The organism is Haloarcula regularis (genome assembly GCF_029338315.1).
Classification (GTDB): Archaea; Halobacteriota; Halobacteria; order Halobacteriales; family Haloarculaceae; genus Haloarcula; species Haloarcula regularis.
This window is the reverse complement of record NZ_CP119794.1, coordinates 1,952,711-1,977,164: the sequence shown is the minus strand read 5'-3', so window position 1 is coordinate 1,977,164 and position 24,454 is coordinate 1,952,711. Positions and strand designations below refer to the sequence as shown.

Annotated in this window: 16 protein-coding genes and 7 pseudogenes; 11 read left to right on the top strand and 12 right to left on the bottom strand. The window is 67.6% G+C overall.

Going from position 1 to position 24,454, the window contains the following annotated elements:
* Positions 1-94: 94 nt before the first annotated feature.
* The 5 genes from P1N55_RS10665 to P1N55_RS10645 all read right to left on the bottom strand — a co-directional run bounded on the left by P1N55_RS10665 (position 95) and on the right by P1N55_RS10645 (position 5,507).
* On the bottom strand, positions 95-1,300 hold the full coding sequence (locus P1N55_RS10665) for an MFS transporter (protein ID WP_276275600.1): 1,206 nt from the start codon (positions 1,298-1,300) through the stop codon (positions 95-97).
* A gap of 98 nt (positions 1,301-1,398) precedes the next feature.
* Positions 1,399-2,139 carry a glycoside hydrolase family 88 protein gene (locus P1N55_RS10660; protein WP_276278711.1) on the bottom strand — a complete coding sequence of 247 codons (741 nt, stop codon included), beginning with the start codon at positions 2,137-2,139 and terminating at the stop codon, positions 1,399-1,401.
* Positions 2,140-2,545: 406 nt separating this feature from the next.
* Positions 2,546-3,388 (bottom strand): aldo/keto reductase, encoded by an 843-nt coding sequence (locus P1N55_RS10655; RefSeq protein ID WP_276275599.1) that lies wholly within the window; start codon positions 3,386-3,388, stop codon positions 2,546-2,548.
* A 135-nt stretch (positions 3,389-3,523) separates the two neighbouring features.
* Complete coding sequence (locus P1N55_RS10650) at positions 3,524-4,510, bottom strand: aldo/keto reductase (protein ID WP_276275598.1); 987 nt, start codon at positions 4,508-4,510, stop codon at positions 3,524-3,526.
* A gap of 127 nt (positions 4,511-4,637) precedes the next feature.
* Complete coding sequence (locus tag P1N55_RS10645; RefSeq protein WP_276278710.1) at positions 4,638-5,507, bottom strand: iron-containing alcohol dehydrogenase; 870 nt, start codon at positions 5,505-5,507, stop codon at positions 4,638-4,640.
* Positions 5,508-5,623: 116 nt separating this feature from the next.
* On the opposite strand from P1N55_RS10645, the gene P1N55_RS10640 reads away from it, so the two are divergent.
* Positions 5,624-5,866, top strand: coding sequence for a hypothetical protein (locus P1N55_RS10640; protein WP_276275597.1), 243 nt, complete (start codon positions 5,624-5,626; stop codon positions 5,864-5,866).
* Between the two features lie 62 nt (positions 5,867-5,928).
* On the opposite strand, the gene P1N55_RS10635 is transcribed toward P1N55_RS10640, so the two are convergent.
* Both P1N55_RS10635 and P1N55_RS10630 read right to left on the bottom strand, forming a co-directional pair.
* Entirely contained in the window at positions 5,929-7,407 is a 1,479-nt protein-coding gene (locus P1N55_RS10635; protein WP_276275596.1) for a CoA-acylating methylmalonate-semialdehyde dehydrogenase, read from the bottom strand.
* A gap of 99 nt (positions 7,408-7,506) precedes the next feature.
* Positions 7,507-8,478: a D-2-hydroxyacid dehydrogenase gene (locus P1N55_RS10630; protein ID WP_276275595.1), complete on the bottom strand. Its 972-nt coding sequence runs from the start codon at positions 8,476-8,478 to the stop codon at positions 7,507-7,509.
* A gap of 429 nt (positions 8,479-8,907) precedes the next feature.
* On the opposite strand from P1N55_RS10630, the gene P1N55_RS10625 reads away from it, so the two are divergent.
* From P1N55_RS10625 to P1N55_RS19750, 3 genes and pseudogenes are all read left to right on the top strand, one after another.
* Positions 8,908-9,912, top strand: coding sequence for an LLM class flavin-dependent oxidoreductase (locus tag P1N55_RS10625; protein ID WP_276275594.1), 1,005 nt, complete (start codon positions 8,908-8,910; stop codon positions 9,910-9,912).
* 154 nt (positions 9,913-10,066) lie between these two features.
* On the top strand, positions 10,067-10,417 hold the full coding sequence (locus P1N55_RS10620) for a cupin domain-containing protein (protein WP_276275593.1): 351 nt from the start codon (positions 10,067-10,069) through the stop codon (positions 10,415-10,417).
* Positions 10,417-11,234: pseudogene (locus P1N55_RS19750) on the top strand (fumarylacetoacetate hydrolase family protein). Before P1N55_RS10620 ends, P1N55_RS19750 begins: the two are co-directional and overlap by 1 nt.
* 321 nt (positions 11,235-11,555) lie before the next feature.
* Here P1N55_RS19750 and P1N55_RS10605 read toward each other — a convergent pair.
* Positions 11,556-12,464: a DMT family transporter gene (locus tag P1N55_RS10605; protein WP_276275590.1), complete on the bottom strand. Its 909-nt coding sequence runs from the start codon at positions 12,462-12,464 to the stop codon at positions 11,556-11,558.
* Between the two features lie 104 nt (positions 12,465-12,568).
* Here P1N55_RS10605 and P1N55_RS10600 point away from each other — a divergent pair.
* Together P1N55_RS10600 and P1N55_RS10595 are read left to right on the top strand one after the other, a co-directional pair.
* Positions 12,569-13,380: pseudogene (locus P1N55_RS10600) on the top strand (aldo/keto reductase).
* Positions 13,381-13,445: 65 nt separating this feature from the next.
* Positions 13,446-14,540 carry a Leu/Phe/Val dehydrogenase gene (locus P1N55_RS10595; RefSeq protein ID WP_276275589.1) on the top strand — a complete coding sequence of 365 codons (1,095 nt, stop codon included), beginning with the start codon at positions 13,446-13,448 and terminating at the stop codon, positions 14,538-14,540.
* 6 nt (positions 14,541-14,546) lie between these two features.
* Here P1N55_RS10595 and P1N55_RS10590 read toward each other — a convergent pair whose 3' ends face one another.
* A complete protein-coding gene (locus tag P1N55_RS10590; RefSeq protein WP_276275588.1) occupies positions 14,547-15,371 on the bottom strand; it encodes an SDR family NAD(P)-dependent oxidoreductase in 825 nt (274 codons plus the stop codon).
* 228 nt (positions 15,372-15,599) lie between these two features.
* Between P1N55_RS10590 and P1N55_RS10585 the strand changes: the two genes are divergently transcribed.
* Both P1N55_RS10585 and P1N55_RS10580 read left to right on the top strand, forming a co-directional pair.
* Positions 15,600-16,373 carry an SDR family NAD(P)-dependent oxidoreductase gene (locus P1N55_RS10585; protein ID WP_276275587.1) on the top strand — a complete coding sequence of 258 codons (774 nt, stop codon included), beginning with the start codon at positions 15,600-15,602 and terminating at the stop codon, positions 16,371-16,373.
* 118 nt (positions 16,374-16,491) lie between these two features.
* Positions 16,492-17,840: pseudogene (locus tag P1N55_RS10580) on the top strand (nickel pincer cofactor-dependent isomerase, group 22).
* Between the two features lie 73 nt (positions 17,841-17,913).
* Here the strand turns inward: P1N55_RS10580 and P1N55_RS10575 are convergent.
* The 3 genes and pseudogenes from P1N55_RS10575 to P1N55_RS10570 form a co-directional block, all read right to left on the bottom strand.
* Positions 17,914-19,011, bottom strand: coding sequence for a Gfo/Idh/MocA family protein (locus P1N55_RS10575; protein WP_276275586.1), 1,098 nt, complete (start codon positions 19,009-19,011; stop codon positions 17,914-17,916).
* Between the two features lie 216 nt (positions 19,012-19,227).
* Positions 19,228-19,533 (bottom strand): AzlD domain-containing protein, encoded by a 306-nt coding sequence (locus P1N55_RS19745; protein WP_346430029.1) that lies wholly within the window; start codon positions 19,531-19,533, stop codon positions 19,228-19,230.
* Between the two features lie 26 nt (positions 19,534-19,559).
* Positions 19,560-20,244: pseudogene (locus P1N55_RS10570) on the bottom strand (AzlC family ABC transporter permease).
* A 110-nt stretch (positions 20,245-20,354) separates the two neighbouring features.
* On the opposite strand from P1N55_RS10570, the pseudogene P1N55_RS19740 reads away from it, so the two are divergent.
* The 3 pseudogenes from P1N55_RS19740 to P1N55_RS10550 all read left to right on the top strand — a co-directional run bounded on the left by P1N55_RS19740 (position 20,355) and on the right by P1N55_RS10550 (position 23,438).
* Positions 20,355-21,204, top strand: a pseudogene (locus P1N55_RS19740) (fumarylacetoacetate hydrolase family protein).
* Positions 21,205-21,396: 192 nt separating this feature from the next.
* Positions 21,397-22,441, top strand: a pseudogene (locus tag P1N55_RS10555) (zinc-dependent alcohol dehydrogenase).
* Positions 22,442-22,659: 218 nt separating this feature from the next.
* Positions 22,660-23,438, top strand: a pseudogene (locus P1N55_RS10550) (SDR family NAD(P)-dependent oxidoreductase).
* The last annotated feature ends 1,016 nt before the right edge of the window (positions 23,439-24,454 follow it).

The following is a 24,454-nucleotide window of genomic DNA, read 5'->3' as shown; positions in this document are numbered from 1 at the left end:
GAGGTCGCTCGACGGGCACTTCAGCGTTCGTGTTCCCGCAGTGAGAGGAACACACTGGCGGGAGACCGCCGCCGTGCCTGCCCGGTCGCCGCGGTCACACCTCGCTCCCGAAGCGGAGCTGCCAGAAGATGACGGTCCCGCTCAGGAGGAGACAGCCGATGAGGCCGATGAACGCGACCGTGTAGCTCAGTTTCCCCGCGACGTAGCCGATGTAGGCCGGCCCGAGACTCCCGAACCCGACGTACATCATCCGGCTCCCGCCGAAGTCACCGCCCATGCTCCCGTCGGGGAACACCTGCGAGATCATCGTCAGTGTGGTCGGCCAGAAGCCGGCGATCCCGGCCCCGAACAGGGCGGTACTGGCGACGGCGGCCAGGAACGACTCCGTGACCAGCAGCGAGACGAGTCCGGTCGCGCCGACGAGCGCCATCAGCACCGAGATACGGAGGTAGCCGTACCGGTCGCCCAGTCGCCCGCTCACTGGCCGCGCGGTCGCCCCGACGACGAAGAGGCCGGTGAAGATGACACTGGCGACCGTCGGCGAGAACCCCTTCTCGACCTGGAGATAGGTCGGGAGGAAACTGGCCATCCCCTGCCAGGTGAACGCGACCAGCCCGGCGGCCACCAGGATACGCCGCGTGCTCTGTTTGCCGAGGATCCGGGTGCCCGTCTCGCGGATGTTCAGGTTCACGCGCTCGACCACGTACTCCTCCCGGTTCCAGAAGTGTAGCAGGGACGCCACCAGGAGCACGGCTGCGAGAATCGGGAGGAAGGCGCCCCGCCAGATCCAGACAGCCAGGACGCCGACCGCGATCGCGGGTGCCACCGCCCCCCCGAGGTCCATCGACGCCGAGAGCACGCCGAACGCCGCGCCGCGCCGTTCGACGTACAGGTCCGTCGTCTGGACGTACGCCGCGACGGGATAGATCCCCGCGCTCGCGCCGATCGTCGCGGTAGCCAGCAAGAAGAGCGGGTAACTCGTCGCGGTCGAGAGCAGCGCGAGGCCGACGACGGCGACGAGGAGTCCGGTCAGGAGGACCGTCTTCCGCGAGAGTTCGTCCGCGCTCCGTCCGCTGAAGTACTGGAGGGTGGCCGTGAGCGCCCACATCAGCGACAGCGCGATGCCGGCAGCAAAGGGCGTGATGGCGAGGTCGTCGATGATAGAGGGGAGTAGCGGGGAGATGACGAGGCGTCCGGCCATGATGGACATCGTCCCGATGGACATCACGACCAGCATCCTGCCGGAGTAACCCATCAGGAGTTGCTCTTCGTCGGCCGCCGGGGTACTCACGTCTGTCACAGTATACCCGGTATCCTCTACACAAGCCCTTAGCCGTTCCGGCGTCCAGCGACGCGGACGTCGCCGACGTCCCAACCGATGGTCGGAGGACGGGCGTGCTAGTCCAGCTGGCAGGCGGCCTTGAGGAACCAGCCCTGTCCGTAGGAGGTGACGGTGAGGGGCGCCCCGGGGCCGCCCGGCGGGCCGGCGACGCGCCGCACGGCGCCGTCGTCGTCGACGACGCCGGTACAGACCGCCATCGCCCGGTCCGCGGCCTCGAGGTACGCCTCGTCGTCGAGCAGCCCCATCTCGTATCCCTTGTGGAAGGCGTAGGCGAACATGGTGGTCCCGGAGGTCTCGAGCGGCGTCTGATCGTCGTCGAGGACGTTGTGCCAGTAGCCGCTGGCGTCCTGCAGGGGGCGGATGGCCGCGGCCAGTCGCCGGAAGATGTCCGCCAGTTCCTCGCGGTCCTCGTGGTCGTCCGGGAGGGACTCAAGCGTGTCGAGGATGCCCGCAGCGGCCCAGCCGTTCCCGCGCGACCAGAAGGCGCTCTCCGGGAACGTGTTGGGCTGTTCGCGCCACTCGTGTCGAAAGAGGTCGGTGTGAGGGTCCTGCAGGTGCGTTGCCTGGATGCGAATCTGGTGGGTCGCCTCGTCGAACGCCGCCTCGTCGCCGGTCGCCTCGCCGTAGGCGGCGAGAAACGGGCAGATCTCGTATATTGTGTCGACCCAGAGCTCCAGGGCCCCCTTGTGCTGTGGAATGCCGCCGTCGGCGGTGCGTGGCGCGTCGCGGAGGAACTCGTACTGGCGCCTCGCGGAGTCGAGGTAGCGTTCCTCGCCGGTTCGGCGGTAGAACTCCAGGACGGAGACGCCGATGACGCTGGGGTCGACGAGGCCCTTGAAGTCCTCGAGGTCGGTCCAGCCCTGGTGGGCTTGACGTCGAGCGACCCGTAGGAGTACTGGCCCGCGCTCGTCTGGGTCTCGATAGAGCGGTCAGCCAGCGACTGTGCCTCGTCGACGAACCGCTGGTCTTCCGTCGCGAGGAGGCCGAGCATCGCGATGCCCTTCTCCCACTCCTCGCTCTCCATGTCTCTCGCGACGGTGTGTGCTGCCACTCGCTCGATGAGGTCCGAAGGTACGTCGGTCATGAGCACTCCTCCCTTCTGCGTGCCGTGACTAAAGCGTGCCGAGGGTCACAGTCGCTCTGGCCGTGCGGCGGTCGGGGACCCCACCTCCGCACTGAGCGACGAGTGGACCGGGGAGTGGACTACTCGGAGATGCCGTAGGTGTAGGGGCTCCAGTCGCGTGCGGGGAAGTCGTAGACGGGCTCGTCCTCGTCGGCGTCGTCGAGGCGTTCGAGGTCGCCGTCGTCCATCTCCCAGTCGAACAGTTCGAGGTTCGACCGGACGTGGTCGGGCGTCGAGGACTTCGGTAACACGACGATGTCCCGCTCGATCTCCCACTTCAGGACGATCTGGGGCGCGGACTTGTCGTACTTCTCGGCGAGATCCTGTACGACGGGGTGGTCGAAGACCTCGGTCCGACCCAGCGGGGCGGCGGCCTCGATCACGGTGTCGGTCTCGCGGCAGTAGTCGACGAGGTCCGGCCGCTGGAACAGCGGGTGGAACTCGATCTGGTTGACAGCGACGGGGACGTCGGAGACGTGCTGGGCACAGCTCAGCTGGTAGGCCGAGAAGTTCGAGACGCCGACGTTACGGACCCAGCCGCGGTCGTGCAGCGTCGCCATCGCCGACATGGTCTCGCGCAGGGAGATGGCCGGGTTGGGCCAGTGGATGAGATACAGGTCGAGATAGTCCGTGCCGAGCTTGTCCAGCGAGGCCTCGCAGGCCTCGATGACCGACTCGTATCCGAGGTGCTTGGGCAGGACCTTCGAGGTGAGAAAGACGTCCTCGCGGTCGTAATCCTCGAGGACGTCGCCGATCTCCGCCTCGTTCTTGTACCCCTCTGCCGTGTCGACGTGCCCGTACCCGGCGTCCAGCCCGGCGCGGACGGACCCCTTTACGGTGTCGCCGCCGATGTCCCAGGTCCCCACGCCGACCATGGGGAGCTCGTCGCCGCTCGGTAGTGTGACGGTTGGTGGCTGTGTCATGTGATACAATCGGACTTCTGAGGGGTTCGTGTTAACAGTTTTCCCTGGGAAGGCGGCGTTTCCCGCTCGACTGGCCGACGGGCGCTCACCGGTCAGCCATCAGCACATGCGAGTCACGCTCGTCTCCGGACGGCGTCAGTTGTACCGGTGGCCCCAGGGATCCGGATTCGTGCCCAACGCCTCCTTCAGTTCGGCCGTCGCCTCGTCTAAGTCGGCGAGGATGTCGTCCGAGAGATCGACGTCGACGGCCCTCGCGTTGTCCCTGACGTGTTCGGGGCTGCTCGCGCCGGCGATGGCGCAGGCGACGCCGTCCTGGTGGAGCGGCCAGGCCAGCGCGACCTGCACGATGTCGCGGTCGTACTCCTCACAGATTGACTCGACCCGCCGGACGGTGTCGAACACCAGGTCCTCGACGCCCGACTCGCCGTGTCTCGCCTCCGGTCGGTCGCTCGAGAAGTGCCGTGTTCGCATCCGCCCCTCCGGGTACTCGTCGATGGAGGAGTACTTCCCGGTGAGCAGCCCCATCCCGAGCGGGCTGTAGGCGACGATGTCCACGCCGGCGTCCCGGCAGGCGTCGGCGACTTCGTACTCGATGGCTCGCCACAGCAGGTTGAGGGGGAGCTGGTTCGCCACCACGTCGAGTTCGGAGACGGTCGTCTCGAGGTCGTTCACGCCCGTGTTGGAGACGGCCGGGTAGCGGATCTTCCCCTCGTCTTGCAGTTCGCGGAACGCGCGCGCCGTCTCCTCGAACGGCGTCTCCGGGTCCTGGTAGTGGACGTAGAAGACGTCGACGTAGTCGGTGCCGAGGCGGTCGAGGCTCGCCTCACAGGAGGCCTTCACGTCCTCGTAGGAGAGGTGGTTCTGGTAGACCTTCGTCGCGACGACGACGTCGTCCCTGTCGAGCGATTCGAGCGCCTCTCCGAGGACCTCTTCGGAGTAGCCGTCGCCGTAGACCTCCGCCGTGTCGAGGAAGGTGATCCCCTCGTCGACGGCCGTGTGGATGGTCTCGATCGCCTGGTCGCGGTCCGTCCTGTCCCAGTCCGACCCGCCGCTGATGTTCCAGAGGCCGAGCGCGATGCGACTCACTTCGAGGTCGCTCCGGCCGAGAGTGGTGTACTCCATACGACATCCGACTTGGCACGGTTCATTAAAACTATCGCGTGGGTCGGTCGCCCCTCGATGGCCAGCGACCGCTCGCGGCGAGGTACGCAGACGCACCCTCGACGGTCAGCGTCCGGGGTTCGGGGCGTCAGGACCGGCGCCTGCTGTCCGGTGCGAGGGCGTCGTCGTACACTCGCACGAACAGGGCTTCCAGTTCGTCGTGGGTCGGTTTCCGCGGGTTGTTGTCCGGCGACCCCGAGTCGAAGGCGTCCTGGGTCATCTCCGGCACCAGTTCGAGATACTCCTCGCGCGACGGCACCTCGCCGAAGTCGTCGAGGTAGTCCGTCAGCGAGATGTCCTCGCACAGTGCCTCGATGCCGTCGGCGGCCTTCCGCGCGGCGACCCGGTCGGGTTCGTGCGCGTCGGCGGCATCGAGAATCCGCGCCACCTCGGCGTACTTCGCGGGCTTCGTCATCTGTGAGAACTCGACGACGTACGGGAGGATGAGCCCGTTCGCGAGGCCGTGTGGGAGGTGCAGTTGCGCGCCGAGCGGGCGGGCCATCCCGTGGACCAGGGCGACCGAGGAGTTCCCGAACGCCTTGCCGGCCTTGAACTGGCCGATCATCATCTCGGTGCGAGCCTCGATGTCCTCGCCGTTCGCCCACGCCGGGACGAGCGAGTCCGTGATCCGACGCATCGCGTCGCGGGCGAACTCGTCGGTGACGCTGTAGGACTTGACCGACCCGAACGCCTCGATAGCGTGGGTCAGCGCGTCGATGCCGGTGAACGCGGTGTGGCTCTTCGGGAGCGAGACGGTGAGTTCCGGGTCCTCGATGGCCACGTCGGGGACGATGTTCTGGGAGACGATGATGAACTTCGTCGACGTGGACTCGTCGGTCAGCACGGCCGTCCGGGTGGTCTCGCTGCCCGTCCCCGCCGTCGTGTTGACGGCGATGAGCGGCGGGATCGGCTCTGGAACGCCCTCGTAGCCAGCCTCGTCGACACCGTACTGTCGGATGCCGCCGTCGTTCGTCGCGAGGATGCCGACCGACTTGCCCGTGTCGATGGATGACCCCCCCGCCGAGGGTGACGATGACGTCGCAGGACTCCTCCTCCCACACCTCGTAGGCCGCTGTGACGTTCTCGACCGTCGGGTCCGGGCGAACCCGTGAACGTGGCGGTTTCGACGCCCGCGTCCTCGAGAATCTCGACGACGCGCTCCCCGTGGATGTCGAAGATGACCTCACTGGCGACGACCAGTGCCTTCGTGCCATAGAGGTCCGCGTACGCTCCGGTTTCCTCAACCGCGCCGACGCCGAGGACCGTCTTTCCGGGCGAGACGACGACGCGAGTGCCATCGGCAGGACTCGAGTGTGACATACGAACACACAACGCGGAGGAGCGCTTAGTACTTGCGGACACCGCGGTGTGGCGACCGGTCAGGCGTCGGGCCAGCGCTCGATGTAGATCGTCTTGTCGGTGTAGAAGTGGATCATGTCCTCGCCCTGCGCGTGCAGGTCGCCGAAGAACGAGTCTTTCCGACCCCCGAAGTGGAAGAACGCCATCGGCGCCGCCGTCCCGACGTTGACACCCAGGTTGCCGGCCGTGGACTCGTGGCGGAAGCGACGCGCCTCGCCGCCGTCGTTGGTGAACAGGCTGGCGGCGTTGCCAAAGGGGCTCTGGTTGTGGGTCGCGATTGCCTCGTCGAAGTCGGACACCCGGACGAGCGCGAGGACCGGCCCGAAGATCTCCTCCCGGGCGATCGTCATGTCGGACGTGACGTCGCCGAAGACGGTCGGTTCGAGGAACGTCTCCTGACGCCCGTCACCGTCGGTCTCCCGCCCGTCGAGCAGGAGCGTCGCGCCCTCCTCGACGCCGGTCTGGATGTAGTTGACGACGCGGTCCTTGGCCGCCGGTGAGACGAGCGGGCCCATGTCGGTGTCGTCGTCCAGGCCGTTGCCCACGCGCATCGCGTCAGCGCGTTCGACGACGAGGTCCGCGAACTCGTCGTAGACGGCGTCTTCGACGACCGCGACCGGGTTCGCCAGGCACCGCTGGCCGGCGTTCGCGAAGGACGAGCCCACTGTCTTCTCGGCCGCGAACTCGAGGTCGGCATTCTCGCTGACGATGATGTGGTTCTTCGCCCCGCCCTGGGCCTGCACGCGCTTCCCGTTCGCGGCAGCCGTCTCGTAGACGTACTCGGCGACCGGGGTGCTGCCGACGAACGAGACGCCGGCGACGTCCGGGTGCTCGAGCAACGCGTTGACGGTGTCTTTCCCGCCGTTGACCAGGTTCACGACGCCGTCCGGGAAGCCCGCCTCGTCGACGAGTTCGAACATGCGCTGTGCAGTCAGCGGGTCCCGCTCGCTGGGCTTGAGCACGAACGAGTTGCCGGTCGCGACGGCGTAGGGCATGAACCACAGCGGGATCATCGCCGGGAAGTTGAACGGGGTGATGGCCGTGAACACGCCCAGCGGCTTGCGGACGGCGCTCTCGTCGATGTCGGGCGCTGCGTTGAGCAGGGTCCCGGACTGCATCATCGAGGGGATGCCACAGGCGACCTCGACGTTCTCGATGCCCCGGCGTATCTCTCCGAGCGCCTCCGCGCGCGTCTTTCCGTGTTCGCTCACCAGCAGCTCGGCGAGCTCGTCCTGGTTCTCCTCGAGGAGCTGTTTGAATCGAAAGAGCGGCTGGATCCGGTCCTCGACGGGGCGCTCGCTCCACGACTCGAACGCTTCGCGTGCGGTCCCGACGACCTCGTCGACGGTCGCCTCGTCGCTGAACGTGACCGTCGCCAGCGTCTCGCCCGTCGCGGGGTTCGTGACAGCCTGATCCGCCTCGCCCTCGACCTCGTGCCACTGGCCGCCGGCGTAATTACGTACCGTACCCTGGCCTGGGAGTTGTACCTGATCGACCATACTGGAAACCCGACTTCGAGCGATAAATATGTACTTGTTGGGCAAGCGCCACTGGACCGAACGGACCGGCACACCGCCGGCCTCCGCGACCGGGACGCGTTACTCCGGCGCCTGAACCAGGTTCTCGAGTTCCTCGGCAGCCGCGCCGGCGTCGAGTCGTTCGACGTTGCCGGCGACGATGTCGGCGAGGCGAGTCCAGTGTTTCGGGCTGTGCCCGGCGTTGTGGGGGGTGATGGTGACGTTCTCGAAGGACCAGAGCGGGTGGTCGGCCGGGAGCGGTTCGGGGTCGGTGACGTCGAGGCCGGCCCCCGCGATGGAGTTCGAACGGATCGCCGAGACGAGCGCGTCGGTGTCGACGATGGGGCCGCGGCCGACGTTGACCAGGTACGCGTGGGGTGGCAGCGTCTTGAACGCCTCCTCGTCGACGAGCCCTCTGGTCGTCTCGGTCAGCGGCGAGGCGATCAGGAGGTGGTCGGTCTCGGCGAGCGCCGCGTGGAACTCGTCGTCGTCGAAGCCGACGACCTCGTCGGTCGGCCCGCCCTTCTCGGGGGTGTAGCGGACGCCGATGGTGTCCACGCCGAACGCCTGGACGCGCTCGGCGATGGCCTCGCCGATGGCACCCAGGCCGACGATAGTGACCGTGCTCCCCATCAGCTCGTCCGACTGGAAGTGGCGCCACTCCCGCCGTTCCTGGCGGTGGCGTCCGACGTCGAGGTTGCGGGTGTGCTGGAGGACGTAGCCGATGACCTGTTCGGCGATGTTGGGTGCGTGGATGCCGGAGGCGTTGGTCACGGCGACCCCGTTCGCCGCCAGCGCGTCGAGCGGGAGATGCTCGTAGCCGGCCGCGACACCGGCGAACAGCTCGAGGTTCCCCGCGCGCTCGAGCAACTCGGTGTCGAACTCGACGGACGTGATGACTCGCGCCTCCGGGACCATGTCCCGTTCCTCTTTGGGCGTCCGAGCGACCTCGACAGTCGCGTCGGGCAGTCGCTCCCTGAGGTCCGCCGCGTAGTCGCTCACTGGCAGTCCGTGGGTCTCCTGACGGAGCACGAGGACGTCGATTGCGCTCATTCGTAACTCGTCCAACAGATGCCGGCATTATATCGGTTCCCCTTTCGGTAACGTGTGACGAGACCGGGCGACGAGATGCGCCAGGTCGCCGGTCGGCGGCGCTCTCCAGCTGCTAGTGTTTACTTTAGCAGCACTCGTTCCAGAGAGCCGGAAAGCCCCACCCAGGCCGGCTGACCATCCGGCTACGGGTGGGGCTGAAAGGGGCGGCTGGCTGAACGACGGCGGACGACGTCGCCGAAAGACGCGACGCGTCTTTCGAACCACCCCCGAGTTCAGCCAGGGCGAGACCGAAGGTCTCGCGGGCAATCGGGCGCTTCGCGCCCGATGACAGCCGCCCCTTTCTGGCTGTTCACGAGCTTAATCTCTTAACTAAACACCGCCATCCACCGATACCCCAAGTATAAGCCGATGGCTACGGTGGTGTCGGCTATGGATATCGGCGTTTGCCTGTTCAATGGGCTCCAGCACCCGGACGACGACCGCCCGCTGACGGCGGTGTACGACGACATGCTCGACCTCGTCACGACGGCGGACGAGGTCGGTCTCGAGAGCGCGTGGGTCTCGGCCCACCACTTCACGCCGGAGGGGTACATGTCGAGTCTCCTCCCGACGCTCGGTGCGTTCGCTGGGGCGACCGAGGACATCTCGCTCGGGACGTCGATGTTGCTCGCGCCGCTGCACGACTCCGTGCGGGTTGCCGAGGACGCCGCGACGCTGAGCCTCCTCTCGGACGGTCGGGTGACGCTCGGGTTGACCAACGGCTACCGGGACGAGGAGTTCGAGCAGTTCGGGGTCGACAAGCGCGACCGCGCCCTCAAGACCGAGGAGGCGATCCGCGTCGCCCGGAATGCCTGGAGCGACGGCCCGCTCGGGTTCGACCCCCGCTTTCACCCGGCCACTGCTGACGCGAACGTGACGCCCAAGCCCGTCGACCCGCCCCGAATCACCCTCGGCGGGACCGCGAAAGCGGCCGTCCGGCGCGCGGCGATGCTCGGCGACGGGTGGACGGCGCCCGAGACCCTCCCGTTCGGGGAGATCACGAAGCGCGTCCGCTACCAGCGGCGGCTCCGCGAGGCCGAGAAACTCGACGGCGAGTTCACCACGTACGTCCAGCGGTACTGCTTCGTCGACGACTCCGCCGAGGCGGCCTGGGACCGGTTCCGCGAGCCCCTCTTTTACATGCAGCGCAAGTACGACGAGTACTCCGCGAACGAACCCATCGAGGAGCTCTCGGCCGAACGGAAACAGCACATGGAGGAGCAGGCGATCGTGGGGACGCCGTCCGAGGTCGCCCGTGAGGTCGGTCGCTTCCAGGAGGAACTGGGTGACGACGTGCACGTGCTGTTGCGTCCGTACGTGCCGGGGCTCGAAGCCGACGAGGTCCGGGAGTGTATCGAGCGGCTCGGCGACGAGGTCCTGCCGGCGGTCCAGTAACGAGCGACGGGCTCGAACAGCCCCCGGCGCGTTCGGCGTCCCTCGGCCGGGAGCGCGTGGGTCGCCACGGACGCCTCGGCACACGCCGACGGTCACACAACTCGCAGTGGCACCAACACCAATCTTGATTACAGCACGCACGGAGTCAGAAGGTATGGAACCAGTCCCGTTCGACGACGCCGAGACCTACGAGCCGGATGCCGGGTGGCGCCGCGTGGCGATGGCCGGGAGCGAGTCGTTCTCCTTCGAGTGGTTCGAGAAGCCACCCGGGCACTCCTCGCCGATGCACGACCACGAGAACGAGCAGGTGTGTCTCTGCCTCGCCGGCGAGCTCACGGTGGTCACCGACGACGACGCCGTGACGCTCGACGCATACGACTCGGTGTGGCTCGACGCGAACGAGCCCCACCGCGTCGAGAACACGGGCGAGACCCGTGCGGTGGGCATCGACGCCTTCGCGCCGGGGCGCTCCTTTGACTTCTGGCTCGACCGGGAGGCGGAGTGATGCGCTACCTCGCACGCACCGCCGACGGTACCCCCATGCTCGGCGACGACCGGGGGTACGTCCCGCTCGAGGCGGCCGTTCCCGACGCCGAGTCGATCCGGGACGTCCTCCCGACGGCGCCGGACACGCTCCCCGACCCGGAGACGGCGCCCGCCCGGCGCGTTCCGGCGGCACACCTTTCCTTCGGGGCGCCGCTCGCCGACCCGGGGAAGCTGTTCGGCATCGGCCTCAACTACGCCGACCACGCCGCCGACCTCGACGAGGACGCCCCGTCGGAGCCCGCGAGTTTCTTCAAGCCGGCGACAGCCGCGACTGGCCCGGGCGGACCGATCAGACTGCCACCGGCCGACATCTCCGACCGCGTGACCGCGGAGGCCGAGTGGGTGTCGTCATCGGCCGGACCTGCCGGGACGTCGAGGCGGCGTCGGCCGACCAGGTGATCGCCGGGTACCTCCCGGTCATCGACGTGACCGCCGAGGACGTGCTCCGCCGGAACCCTCGCTTCCTCACCAGGGCGAAGAGCTTCGATACCTTCCTCGTCCTCGGCCCGCACATCGCGGTCCCGGACCGGGGGACGGACCTCTCTGACGTCGAGGTCCGGACCGTCGTGAACGACGAGCCCCGCGCCCGGAACGTCGTCGCGAACATGCACGTCCCGCCGCGCGAACTGGTCGCCTTCCACTCGCGCGTGATGACGCTCGAACCCGGTGACGTCATCAGCACCGGGACGCCCGGCGCACACGTCGTCCGTCCCGGCGACCGCGTCCGTGCCGAGGTCGACCGGTTCGGGTCGGTGGACGCGGCGGTCGTTCGCTGACGGGGGAGTGTCTTTCCGGTCGGTTTCTATCACTCGCCGACGGATAATGTGGACTTACTGTCCCCAGCTCGCGTGCGGAACGCAATTCCCTGGGACTGAGAACGGTCACCCTGTGTGGTCTCCCGCCCGGGACTCCCGTCTCCAGTCCCGCGACGAGGACGGGACGCGTGCCGTCCCACGGCGCAACACCCTACACTGTCGATTTGACAGCACGGGACGCTCTGGCGCGAACGGACTGAGCGAGTTCGCCGCTCGTCGCACCGCACGCGTCGATTCGGTCGGGAGACGTCACGCACACTCGCGGACATACGCCGGCCCGGGCTACAGACTGGTGGCCGAGACGACCGACTCCCGTATCGCAGTGCGCTTTATCAGGACGAAGCCGACGAAGATGGCGACGAACCCCGCGACGACCGGCAGGCCGATCACCCGGTCGAGGAGCAGGTAGCTGAGCCCCGTCGCTGCCACCGGTTCGAGGTAGCCGATGAGGTTGATCTCGGCGGCGCCGACGCGGTCGAGCAGCTCGAAGTAGATGAGAAACGCGACCGCGCCGGCGATCAGCCCCAGATACGCGAGCGACCCCGTGACGACCGGCGTCCAGGTGACCGCAGCGAGCGATTCGCCACGTGCGACCGCGGTCACGTGCAACAGCGGTGCACCGGTCAGCATCGCCCAGGCCTGCAGACTCTGTACCGGAATGGCGGTCCGGAACGGCCGGGTGAGCACGGCGCCGAGTGCCCAGAAGGTGGCAGCCACGAACACCAGGCCGACACCGACGACGTTCGCCGAGAGCAGGTTCGACGGGTCGGGCTGGCTGACCAGCCCGATGCCCACGAGGCCACACGCGAACCCGACCAGGCCGACGGCGGTGAGTCGATCCCCGAGGATGGCGCTGGCGAAGACGGCGGTCAGCACCGGGCTGGAACTGATGATGATGGCCGCGACGGCCCCGGAGATGTACGGTACGCCGAGGTACAGGAACGCGTGCGTCCCGGCGATCAGCAGGCTGCCGGCGATGCCGACGACGAGCCACTCGTCGTCGCCGTGGGGCCGCCAGTGGTCGGTCGAGACGAACGCGTAGCCGAGCATGACGGCGCCCGCGACGTAGAACCGGAAGGCCGCGAAGAGCAGCGGCGGGAAGTCCGTCAGTCCGACCTCGATGGCGACGAACGAGCCACCCCAGATGAGTCCCAGCAGGAGAAACAGCCCCGTCGTCGACGCTTTACTCATTGCTGGGACCAGTGACGGGGCGGCGATATACATTACGGAACCGGGGCGACGCGTGCACGCCGTCCCGTCAGTACGCTGATAAGGGTGGCGGGAATAGCCGGAGTATGGCCCCAGATTTCCAGCGGATCGGGCTCGGCACGTACTCAGACGAGAACCGGGAGCAGTGGGTGGAGAACGTGTCCCAGGCAATCGAGGCCGGCTACCGACACATCGACACCGCGGAAGTGTACGGGAACGAGACGTACGTCGGCGAGGGGATCCGACGCGCCGACGTCCCGCGCGAGGACATTTTTCTCGCCACGAAGACAGTCCACGAGGTGAAGCCGGGGCCGGAACGCGAGGACGTCATCGAGGGCGTCCGGGGGAGTCTCGACCGGCTCGGGACCGACTACCTCGACCTGCTGTACGTCCACTGGCCGGCCGACCTCTACGACCCGGAGACGACGCTGGGGGCGTTCAACGAGCTCTACGACGCCGGGACCATCCGCCACGCCGGCGTGTGTAACTTCGAACCAGACCACTGGAACGCGCCCGCGAGGTGCTCGACCCGCCGCTGTTCGCCAACCAGGTCGAGATGCATCCGCTGCTCCAGCAGGCGGACCTCCTCGCGGACGCCCAGGCACACGACCACTGGCTCGTCGCGTTCTGCCCGCTCGCACAGGGCGCGGTGTTCGACGTGCCCGAGGTTCGCGAGGTCGCCGACCGACACGGTGTCTCCCCGGCCCGGGTGAGTCTCGCGTGGCTCTTATCGAAGGACAACGTCGCGGTCATTCCGAAGGCGTCCAGTCTCGACCACCTCCGTGACAACCTCGCCGCGGCGAACCTCGACCTGGACGAGGCCGACCTCGCTCGCATCGACTCGATCGATCGCGAACGACGGATCATCGACCGGGAGTACGCCCCCTGGAACCGCTGACCCGACCGGTTCCCGTCACCCGGCGGGGTGCAAAGAAATAAGCCAACACCCACCGCAAGCCTGCTATGGTCAATTTACAAGACCAGCTGGCCGAGTACGGCCACAACGAGTTCAAGGCGTTCCGGGACGACGCGGTCGGACTGAAAGGGTTCGTCGGCATCCACGACACCACGCTCGGTCCAGCCACCGGGGGCTCGCGTCGCTACGCCTTCGCGTCGGAGGAGGAGGCCGTTCGCGACGTGCTGCGACTCTCGCGGTCGATGACCTACAAGTACGCCATCTCGGGGATCAACCTCGGCGGGGCGAAGGCGGTCATCTGGGTCGACGACCCGGACCACTGCACCGAGGAGCTCTACCGGAGCTACGGGCGCATTGTCGACTCCTTCGGCGGCCGGTGGATCACCGGGGCCGACGTGGGCACGGACGACCGCGAGCTCCGGTGGATCAACATGGAGACGGACTACGTCGTGGGCCTCCCCGAGCAGTTCGACCACCCCGAGGGGTTCCACGGCGGCGGCCTCGGCGTCGTTCGCGCGATGGAGGCCTGTTGCGACCTGGCATTCGAGGACCGCGACCTCTCGGACTGCCACGTCGCCGTCCAGGGCGTCGGCGAGATGGGGATGGCCCTCGTCCAGTATCTCGCAGAGCGCGGGACACAGCTCACGGTCGCCGACGTGAACGAGGCCGCGACCGACCGCGCCGAAGACGAGTTCGGCGCCACCACCGTCTCGACGGATGCGATATTCGACGTCGACTGCGACGTGCTCGCCCCCTGTGCGCTCGGGGGCGCCCTGAACGACGACACGATTCCGCGCCTGGAGTGTGACGTCGTCTGTGGCGCCGCGAACAACCAGCTCGAGGACGAGGACGAGCACGGGACCCTGCTCCACGAGGAGGGCATCCTCTACGCGCCGGACTACCTCGCCAACTCCGGCCGCACCATCGACGACACCGACCTGCTCCGGAAGGGTGGGTACAACCACACCAGGTCACGGGCGATGATCGACGAGATCTACGACCGGATGCTCGTCATCGGCGAGCGGGCCGACCGCGAGGAACGGCCAACCTACGCCATCGCCAACGAGATCGCACGCGAGCGAATCGAGAACGTCGATGCGGCCCGAAAGAAGGTCACGGAACGCCGCAAACCGCAGTGGTGACCTCGCTCAGGTTCCCTTGCTGCCCCAGCCGAACGCCAGCCAGCCGCCGTCTGCCGTCAGCACTTCGCCGGTCATGTAGTGGTCGCCCGCCGCGAGAAACAGCGCGCAGTTCGCCATCTCCTCGACCGACCCGTAGCGGTCCAGCGGCACGCGGTTGCGGATGTGCTGGTCCTCGTACCCGTAGTACGGCCAGTCGGAGCGGTCGGGCGCATCTTCGTCCGCCTCGTCGCTCTCCCTGGTCTGTTCGTCCATCGCGGTCTTGATGAACCCCGGCGCGAGGGCGTTGACGCCGATGTCGTGTTCGGCCAGCTCGACGGCCAGCGCCCGCGTCAGGTTGTGCACGCCCCCCTTCGTCGCGTTGTAGGGGGCTCGCCCCTGGACCCCAACCTCGCCGAAGATGCTCCCGACGTTGATGATCTGGCCGCCCGTCTCCTGCTCGATCATCTGGGTGCCCGCGGCCTGCGCGCCGAAGAACACGCCGGTGAGGTTGATGTCGACGACCTGCTGCCAGTCCTCGGGGTCCATCTCCATGGCCGAGTCGATGACCGTCGTCCCGGCGTTGTTGACCATCACGTCGACCGAGCCGAACTCATCGACGGCCGCCGCGATGAGGTCGCCCATCTCGTCGCGGTCGGTCACGTCCGCCTCGACCGCGATGGCGGTGCCGCCGTCGGCCTCGATCTCGTCGGCCGTCGACTTCGCACGGTCGTACGACCGCGAGTTCGTCACGACGTTCGCGCCGGCCGCCGCGTACCGCTTTGCGATCGCCGCGCCGATGCCGCTGCTCGATCCGGTGACTATCGCCGTCTCTCCCGTGAGGTCCTCTGGCATGCCCGATGGTTCCGGTCGGGCGTATATAATTCTATACGCTATCCTGGACACGCCGCCAGCAGTGATCCAGCACGGCTCCGTCCCGGAGACCGTTCCCGTCGTGGCTGCCGTCACGACTCACGTCGGACGGTTCCGAGCGCTCGTCCGTCACGGATCCGGCGAGGACCAGCTCGTCTACGACGACCTCCCACCCACAAACGTAATGGGGGCACGCGGCGGGCCCTACGTATGGTCGACTACGAGCACACGCCGGTGACTGTCGACGGGAAGCGCGCCGTCGTCGTCGGCGGGACGAGCGGCATCGGACGGGCGATCGCACTCGGGTTCGCGGCGGACGGTGCCGACGTCGTCGCGACGAGCCGGAGCGAGGAGAGCGTCGAGGCGACGGCCGCGGCACTCGAAGAACGCGGCGCCGACACGGCCCGCGTGACCTGCGACGTGACCGACCGCGATTCGCTCGACCGCGTCCGCGAGACGGCGGTCGAGGAACTCGGCGGTATCGACGTGGTCGTCGCTTCGCAGGGCGCCATCTCCCGGGAGACGGTCCTCGGCATCGACGACGACTCGTGGGAGTTCGTCACCGACGTGGCACTCGACGGCGTCCGGAAGGTCACACAGGCGATGGTCCCGGGAATGGACGACGGCGGGTCCGTCGTCAACATCTCCTCGCTGGCCGCCAGACTCGCGATGGCGAACCTGCCGGCCTACTCCGCCGCGAAGGGCGGCGTCGAGGCGTTCACGCGCGCGTCGGCGAAGGAACTCGCACCGGCGGTCAGGGTCAACGCCATCGCACCCGGCTTCGTCATCACGCCCCAGAACGCCGAGACGTACGCAGAGGGGACCGACAAGCGGGCCGAGATCGACGAACGAACCCCTCTCGGGCGAGTCGCCGACCGGGAGGAGATGGTCGGCGCGGCGATCTACCTCGGGAGCGACGCGTCCTCGTACGTGACCGGGGAGGTTCTCACGGTCGACGGCGGCTTCGGCGACAGCGCCTTCTGACCCACGGGGTGAGTGGCCGCATCGACGCGTCTGGCGGGGTCGTCACCTGTCGGTCCTGCCCCGACCCGTCCACCGTCCCGACGGGGCATTTATCAGCCTGCCCCGACTCTACCGAGCCATGTCCGACCAGAACCAGCCCGGCGTGTACCCGGTTCCCGAGGAGACGGTGCTCGAGGCGTGTCACGACCGCCCGCTCCCGGAGATGGGCACCATCAGACAGACGTGGGAGACGGATCCGATCCCCGACGACGAGGTGGCGGCAGTCGCGGCAACCACGCTGGACGACCTCGACCTCGACTCGGTCCCGGACGGCGGGTCGGTCGCCGTCGGCGTCGGCAGTCGCGGTATCAACAACCTGCCGGCGATCGTCCGCGGCGTCGTCGAGGAGCTCCAGGCGCGAGGGTACGAACCGTTCGTCTTCCCCGCGATGGGGAGCCACGGCGGCGCGACGGCCGACGGCCAGCGGGCCAAACTCGACGCGCTCGGCGTCAACGAGGAGACCGTCGGCTGTCCGGTCAGGGCGACGATGGAGGTCGTCGAGGTCGGGCGGACGCCGGAGCGGGACATCCCGGCGGTCGCCGACGCGAACGCCGCGGCGGCCGACGCGATCCTCCCGATCAACCGGGTCAAGGCCCACACGGACTTCCAGGGCGAGGTCGAGAGCGGGCTCTCGAAGATGCTCGTCATCGGGATGGGCAAGCAACGCGGCGCCAAGACCGCCCACGAGTGGTCGGTCGACTGGAGCCTCAGGGAGATGCTGCCCGAGATATCGACGCTCCTCCGGGAGGAACTCCCGGTCGTCGGGGGTGTCGCCATCGTCGAGGACCAGCACGACGACACGGCCATCGTCGAGGGGGTCCCGCCGTCGGGCTTCCTCGACCGCGAGGCGGAACTCTTAGAGACGTCCTACGAGCTTCATGCCCACCATCCCGTTCGACGAACTCGACGTCCTCGTCGTCGACCAGATGGGGAAGGACATCAGCGGGTCCGGCATGGACACGAACGTGATCGGGCGGCTCGTGTTCGGATTCGACGAACCGGAACCGGAACGGCCCGATATCAAGCGCATCTACGTCCGATCGCTCACCGACCCCTCCCACGGGAACGCGACCGGGCTCGGCTCCGCGGACCTGATCCACGCGGACCTCCTCGCGGAGATGGACATCTCGAAGTCGCTGATCAACTGTATCACGGCCAGCACGCTTCCGGGGACCCGCGTGCCGGCCCCGGTCGAGACGGACCGGGCCGGGCTCGTCGCCTCCCTCTCGACCGTCGGCGTCGTCGCCCGAGGACGCCAGGGTGGCCCGGGTCACCGATACGATGCGGCTCGAAGAGCTGTACGTCTCCGAGGCTCTCGTCGAAGCGGCCCGTGAGCGACCCGACCTGGAGGTCGTAAGGGAGCCCGAACCCGTCGAATTCGTCGACGGCTCGTTCGCCGCGCCCTCGCCGGTGCCCCGGGACCACTGAGCCGCCGACACTGAGTGCCGGTCTTCCGCGGAGCTGTCGCCGGTCCCACGGAACCTGCGACGGAGCGCCGGCCCTACCAGGAGGTGATCTCTACGTCGCGAAGGGGCCGGTCGAGCGGAATCGAGACGTCGCCGCCCGTGTAGTGTGAGATGTAGAACCCGACGATGATCTCCAGCGAGCGCTTTGCCTCCTCGCCCGTAGAGTGGTTCTCCGCCGTCCCATCGAGCAGCGCCTCGACGTGCTGTGCTGCGTTTGCAAAGGAGCGCGTGTAGTCGTCTTCCCAGGTCCAGGCGCCCTCGATACCCGGGAGTGACTCCTCGACGTAGCCGTCGCCGTCGTGGGTCCAGTAGCGCCACTCGCCGTCGTCGTTGTTCATGTACAGCTTCCCCCTCGACCCGATGAAGTTCAGCGTCATCGAGGACTCGTCGCGCGGGGGCGTGCAGTCGATGGTCGTGAACGTGCCGTCGTCCATGACGACGTAGCCGCCGCCGCCCGAGTCGTCGACAGTCTGTCCCGCCTCGAGCGTGTCCACCGCCTGGTTCTCGCCCGTGATGTACCCGCTCACGTCCTCGGCACGGGCGTCCAGCAGATAGACGAGCGTATCGAGGAGGTGCGTCGAGTTCCGGAGCAGTTCCATCCGGAACTGCGTCGACACGGAGTGGACGTCGCCCAGCAGGTCGCCGTCGCGCATGTGCTCCTCGAGGGTCTGCAGTTTGTCGGTGAACCGGAACGAGTGGTTGATGACGAGCTCCGTGCCGTGTTCGTCACACAGATCGATCATGTTCTCGGCGTCGGTCACCGAGGAGGCGATCGGTTTCTCACACCAGATCACGTCGGGGTCGGCCTCGGACCGGACCGTATCGACGACGTGGTCGTGATGGAGGAACGAGGGTGTACAGACGGAGACGACGTCGAGGTCCTCCGCGGAAAGCATCGCGTCGTGGCCGACGTACCGTCGTTCCGGAGGGATGTCCCACGCCTCGCCGAACGTGGCGAGTTTCTCCTCGTCGACGTCGGCGACGGCGACGAGTTCGATGTCGTCGGTGTTGTTGTACCCGCCCGCGTGACTCGAGTCGATCTTCTCTTTCCCGATGGCGTCGTCGTCGTGGAAGCCCAGCACGCCCATGCCCGCGATGCCGCCGGCGCCGATGATGCCTGCTCTGTAGGTCATGCGTGTTCGTGGGTGCTTGCCGATTCTGGACCGCTGGTGCCCGCGCGACCGCGGGGATGGCTCAACTGCGTGCAGTTCGTACCGTCGATCAGTGGGGTCACGGCCGAGAATTATTCGTGACCACGCTTAAATGTATCCGGTCGATCGGACGCGTTCGACGTATCCGGAGTCACTCCTTGCACCGATCTGCCGTCGCATCTCACCTGCGCCGGCCCCCTACGCGACGAACCGGACCGCCCAGAAGATGGCCATCCCGGCGACGATCGTCGCCAGCATGTTCTCGGTCACCCAGGCGACGACGAACGCGCCGACGCCGGCCAGGAGCTGCTCGCTCGCCAGACCGACGGTAGCGGGACCGTCCAGCGCGACGAAGCTCGGGGCGACAAGTGCCGCAAGCACCGCTGCCGGGACGTAGTCCAGTACCGGCTCGAGCCGCGCCAGCAGATCGCCGAGCTGCTCGAACAGGAAGATGAACGACGCGCGCAGTGCGAAGGTAGCCAGGCCGCCGACGACGACGACCATCCAGATGAGCCAGTCGGACGAGGGGGTCACTCGCCGCTCACCCCGTTCAGCACGGCCCCCAGGAGCACGCCGACGACGGCGGCGACAAAGAGGCCGAGGTTCACCGGGAGCCCCGCACCGACGACGGCGACCGCCCCCGCAACGACGGCGACCACCGCGTTCGTCCGCTCTTTCATCTCGGGAACCAGGATTGCGAGGAAGGTGAGCGGGATGATGAACTCGAGGCCCCACCGGTCCGGGACAGTCGCTCCGAGGACGACCCGCGACGGTGCCCGCCTGGAACGCGACCCAGATGGCGGTGCCGAGCCCGAGAAAGTACCACCGCAGCGAGACGGACCCGTCCGTTACTTCGGCCTCCGTAATCGCCAGCGCGTACACGTGGTCGGTGAGGAGATAGGAGAGCACCCCGCGCCAGCGGACCCCGAGGTCACTGAAGTACGGCGCCATCGAGGCGCTGTACATCACGACCCGGAGGTTGATGACGACGACGGTCAGGACGACCACCGCGGCCGGCGCGTGCTGACCGATGAGCTCGATGGCCGCCAGCTGGGAGGTGCCGGCGAACAGCACCACCGACATCGCGACCGCCTGCAGCGGGGTTATCCCCACGCTGACTGCGACGACGCCGAAGATCAGCGTAAACGGGAGTATCCCGGGTAACACCGGCGCCATCGTCCGCACCCCGGCGACGAAATCGTCTCGCGCGGTCATTACCTACGCAAAGTGGGACACTATCATAAAACGATTCGCATTCGGGGGACGGGACGCCGCCGCTGCTGCTACGACAAGGGTTAAGTGCGAACGAGGACTCCGCTTAGAAGATGCAATTTGTCAGATACAGTGCCGGCGGAGCCGGCCACTGGGGTGTGCTCGACGACGACGACGTCCACTCACTGGCCGACCACCCGGCCGGGTCGCCGTCGCTACAGGACATCACGAACGACAGCTACCGGGCACACGTCCGGACGCTCGTCGACGAGGGAGCACTGACCACGCTCCCGGTCGCCGACGTTCGCCTGCTCGCCCCCGTCTCCGAGCCGGGGAAGATCGTCTGCGTCGGGATGAACTACCGAGACCACGCCGAGGAACAGGACGAACCCATCCCGGACAAGCCGCTCCTCTTCGGGAAGGCCCCCACCGCCGTGACGAACCCGGGCGCGCCCATCCGCCGCCCGCCGGAGATCGAAGAGGTCGACTTCGAGGTCGAACTGGGCGTCGTCATCGGCCGGGAGGCCCACCGCGTCGACGCCGCTGACGCGGAGTCGTACGTCGCGGGCTACACCGTGGTCGACGACGTGAGCGGTCGGGACGCGCAGTTCGAGGACGGGCAGTTCCTCCGCGGGAAGAGCTTCGACACCTTCGCGCCGATGGGACCGGCGCTCACGAAGGGGGGGCGACTTCGACCCGAACGCCACCGACGTCGCCTGCCGGGTCAACGGCGAGACGATGCAGTCCTCGAACACGTCGGAGTTCATCTTCGACGCCTACGAGCTCGTCGAGTACATCAGCCACGCGATGACGCTCCGCCCCGGCGACGTCATCTCGACGGGCACCCCCGGTGGTGTCGGCATCTTCCGCGAGCCGCCGGAACTGCTCGAAGCGGGCGATACCGTCGAGGTCGAAATCGAGGGGATCGGCACGCTGTCGAACCCGGTCGTCGACGGCGAGTAGTCGTCCGGCGACGGCTGCGACCCGGTGCATTGCTGTTTCAGTTAGCCTGTCCGGCCCCGTCGCTTCTGTCAGGGGACTCGCCATCCAGCGGTGACCGGGGCGTGAACAGAACCGCAGCCCCCGTTCGGGAACCCGATGTGTCTCCCCGGCCGGGTCCATAGAGCTAATACGGACGGGGGCTGATATCCCTGTATGCGTGGGCTTGCCAAGACCAGCCGCGGTCACGCCTCGATGGAGCTGCTCGACCGACCGAAGCCGGACCCGGCCCCCGACGAGGCGCTCGTCGCGGTGGACTACGCCGGCATGTGCGGGAGCGACGCCGGCATCTACGAGTTCGAGTCGGCCTTCGAGCGGATGGAGCTCCCGACCGTCATCGGGCACGAGTACGCCGGACGCGTCGTCGAGGTCGGCGACGCCGTCACGAAATTCGCGGTCGGCGACCGCGTCGTCGAGCGCCCCATCCGTGCCTGTGGTGACTGCTACCAGTGCGATATCGGCGAGGAGAACGTCTGTCAGCGTGCGGCCATCACTGGCGTCGACCACGACGGGGCCTACGAGCCGTATCTCGCCGTCCCGGAGCGGGCGCTGCACCCGGTCCCCGACAACGTCGACCAGCGCCACGCCGCGACGGTCGAACCGACGAGCGTCGGCGCGCGCGCCGTCATCGAGAACTCGCGGGTCCGCGCCGGCGACCGTGTCATGGTCGAGGGACCGGGACCCATCGGCCTCCTCACGGCCCAGATCGCCCGCGCGCAGGGCGGCGACGTCGTCGTCACCGGCGTCGGCCAGGACGCGGACTATCGACTCCCGCTGGCCGAAGACCTCGGGTTCGAGACGATCAACGTCGCCGAAGACGACGCGGAAGAACGGCGGGACGAACTGACGGACGGCGTCGGGTACGATGTCGTCTTCGACACGACCGGTCACCCCTCCGGACTCACCGGGGCCGTCGATGCGGTGCGCAAGGGGGGGCCAGATCGTCCTCGTCGGGCAGACCGGCGAAACCACGATGCCGTACTCGCCGCTCGTGCGCGGGGAGGTCGACGTCCAGTGTTCGTACGCCTCGACGTATCAGGACTTCGAGCACGCCCTCCGGTTGATCGGGCGTGGCGAGGTCGACGCGGCGACGCTCGTCGACGACCGGTTCTCGCTGCTCGACGCCGACGAGGCGTTCGAGGCGTTCCTCGCCGGCGAAACGGTGAAACCGATGTTCGACGTCTCCGAACTCCGGGAGTAGCGGTCGACGGAACCGCGAGAACCCTTCGCCGCGGGAGTCGTGTCGCCGTCTCGCCCGGAGTCGGGATACACTGACGGCCCGGGCGCGGCCGAGTGCCTGCTCGGGAACGTCGAACGCGTCCGCCGTTGAACCGCGACGGACTCCAGTGACTCCCCCGCGAAGCGTCTGCATGGAACACCGATAGAACCAAGCATCGATAGGAATTGGTCTCGTATGTCATGTCACATCTCAGCGGCAAGACTGCCATCGTCACCGGGTCGAGCGCGGGCATCGGGAAGGGAATCGCCGAGCACTTCGCCTCCCAGGGGCGAACGTCGTCGTGAACTCCCGGTCGCAGGAGCGCGCGGAGGCGGCGGCGGCCGAGATAGCCGACGAGACGGACGGCGAGGCCATCCCCGTCGCCGCCGACGTCACCGACGAGGACGCCATGTCGGCGCTCGTCGAGACCACGGTCGAGCGGTTCGGCGCGCTGGACGTCATGGTGAACAACGCCGGCATCACGACTATCGGTCCCGCCGAGACGTTCGACGTCGACGAGTTCCGCCGGATCGTGGACGTCAACCTCACCGGGACCTTCGTCGGGTCGAAGGTCGCCGGCACACAGTTCATCGACCAGGGCGAGGGCGGGGCCATCCTCAATATCTCGTCGCTGATGAGCACGCGCGGGCTCCACCGGCGGGCTCCCTACTGCTCGTCGAAGGCCGGCGTCAACAACCTCACCCGGACGCTCGCCGTCGAGTGGGCCGAACACGACGTTCACGTCAACGCGCTCGCGCCCGGGTACATCTGGACGGAGATCACGGACCAGACACAGGGGTCGGCGGGCTACACCGACGACGACATCCGCGACCGGACGCCGCTGGGTCGCTTTGGCACCGTCGAAGAGATGGCCGAGTGTGCGGAGTTCCTCACGAGCACGCGGAACTTCGTCACCGGCGAGGTCCTCTACGCCGACGGCGGATGGAAGGCCTACGCGTGGGGTGCGGGCGACCAGTAAGCGGGGGATCACCTGATTTGGCTGGCCGTTCGGTGCCGGGTGCGGCGATGTTCGAGTGACGACCTCGACCAGCACTCGCTCGCCGTCGGGGAGATTGGCCGCTCGGAGATTCCGGACGCGGCCGACGCTGAACCCCAGTGTCGTCGAGGCTCTCGTGGTCGAGCGTGCGAGGCTGTTTGACCCGGCGGACGCTCCCGAGACTGGCAACTCTCCGGGTGGTGTCGCCGACGAGCCCTCCGACCACCTGTATTTGTGAATTGGTGACAATGGCCGTTCGGCCTGGGTGAACGCCGAGATACTGGCGTACTCACCTCCACGGAACACGATCATTACGAGGTCTCCGTCATCCCTGATCGACACCGTCACCGCGGCCGCGGCACTGGTCTCGGCGATATTTGCTTCGCGCCGAGCTCGTGCCCGCCAGCCTCACGGGTGGCCGCGGCGACATACAGCGTGGGGTAGACACGGCGAACAGCGGTTCCGGTCTCCTGAACGTGTCCTCTGCATTTGACCAACGAACGACATATATCGGCTCCGTTGTGCACCGTTCAGCGGATCATCCGGGGCTGCGTTCAGTTCTGTTGAATCCTGGGGGAAATAGACTGCACCGTCGTGTCGACGCCGTCAGCCTGCTGAAATCGCCCGACTGCTCCCTTCAGGGCCCCCGTGCGACGGTTGCACTGGGGTCCCCGTCGTCGAAGCCAGGCTGACCTTCTGTGTTTGACCATTGCTTCTGGTCCGCTGTGCGTACGTCCCTGCCGTCGGCCCGGGGATGTGCGGTCTCGGGACCTGCACCGTATCGCCGGTTCCTGTCTGGAACCCAAGGAGGTGCCGGGATGAGACGCGCCGCCGGTCCCACAGAGAAGCTTGCTGCCGTCCGTATCAGTGAGAGCCCGTCCGGACGCTTCTGGCGGAGTTGGACTCACCACACGTCGACTTCCTGCCATCCTGACACTCCGGCGTTCGCTCATAATTATTGGTTCTAGAGCGTTCACCAGGAGTGAACTCGATTTGTG

Excerpts from the sequence above, each read along its gene's own strand:
- P1N55_RS10655 (WP_276275599.1), bottom strand. The coding sequence starts at position 3,388 with ATGACACAGCCACCAACCGTCACACTACCGAGCGGCGACGAGCTCCCC.
- P1N55_RS10630 (WP_276275595.1), bottom strand. The coding sequence starts at position 8,478 with ATGAGCGCAATCGACGTCCTCGTGCTCCGTCAGGAGACCCACGGACTG.
- P1N55_RS10620 (WP_276275593.1), top strand. The coding sequence starts at position 10,067 with ATGGAACCAGTCCCGTTCGACGACGCCGAGACCTACGAGCCGGATGCC.
- P1N55_RS10650 (WP_276275598.1), bottom strand. The coding sequence starts at position 4,510 with ATGGAGTACACCACTCTCGGCCGGAGCGACCTCGAAGTGAGTCGCATC.
- P1N55_RS10625 (WP_276275594.1), top strand. The coding sequence starts at position 8,908 with ATGGATATCGGCGTTTGCCTGTTCAATGGGCTCCAGCACCCGGACGAC.
- P1N55_RS10635 (WP_276275596.1), bottom strand. The coding sequence starts at position 7,407 with ATGGTCGATCAGGTACAACTCCCAGGCCAGGGTACGGTACGTAATTAC.
- P1N55_RS10590 (WP_276275588.1), bottom strand. The coding sequence starts at position 15,371 with ATGCCAGAGGACCTCACGGGAGAGACGGCGATAGTCACCGGATCGAGC.
- P1N55_RS10575 (WP_276275586.1), bottom strand. The coding sequence starts at position 19,011 with ATGACCTACAGAGCAGGCATCATCGGCGCCGGCGGCATCGCGGGCATG.
- P1N55_RS19745 (WP_346430029.1), bottom strand. The coding sequence starts at position 19,533 with ATGGTCGTCGTCGTCGGCGGCCTGGCTACCTTCGCACTGCGCGCGTCG.
- P1N55_RS10595 (WP_276275589.1), top strand. The coding sequence starts at position 13,446 with ATGGTCAATTTACAAGACCAGCTGGCCGAGTACGGCCACAACGAGTTC.
- P1N55_RS10605 (WP_276275590.1), bottom strand. The coding sequence starts at position 12,464 with ATGAGTAAAGCGTCGACGACGGGGCTGTTTCTCCTGCTGGGACTCATC.
- P1N55_RS10585 (WP_276275587.1), top strand. The coding sequence starts at position 15,600 with ATGGTCGACTACGAGCACACGCCGGTGACTGTCGACGGGAAGCGCGCC.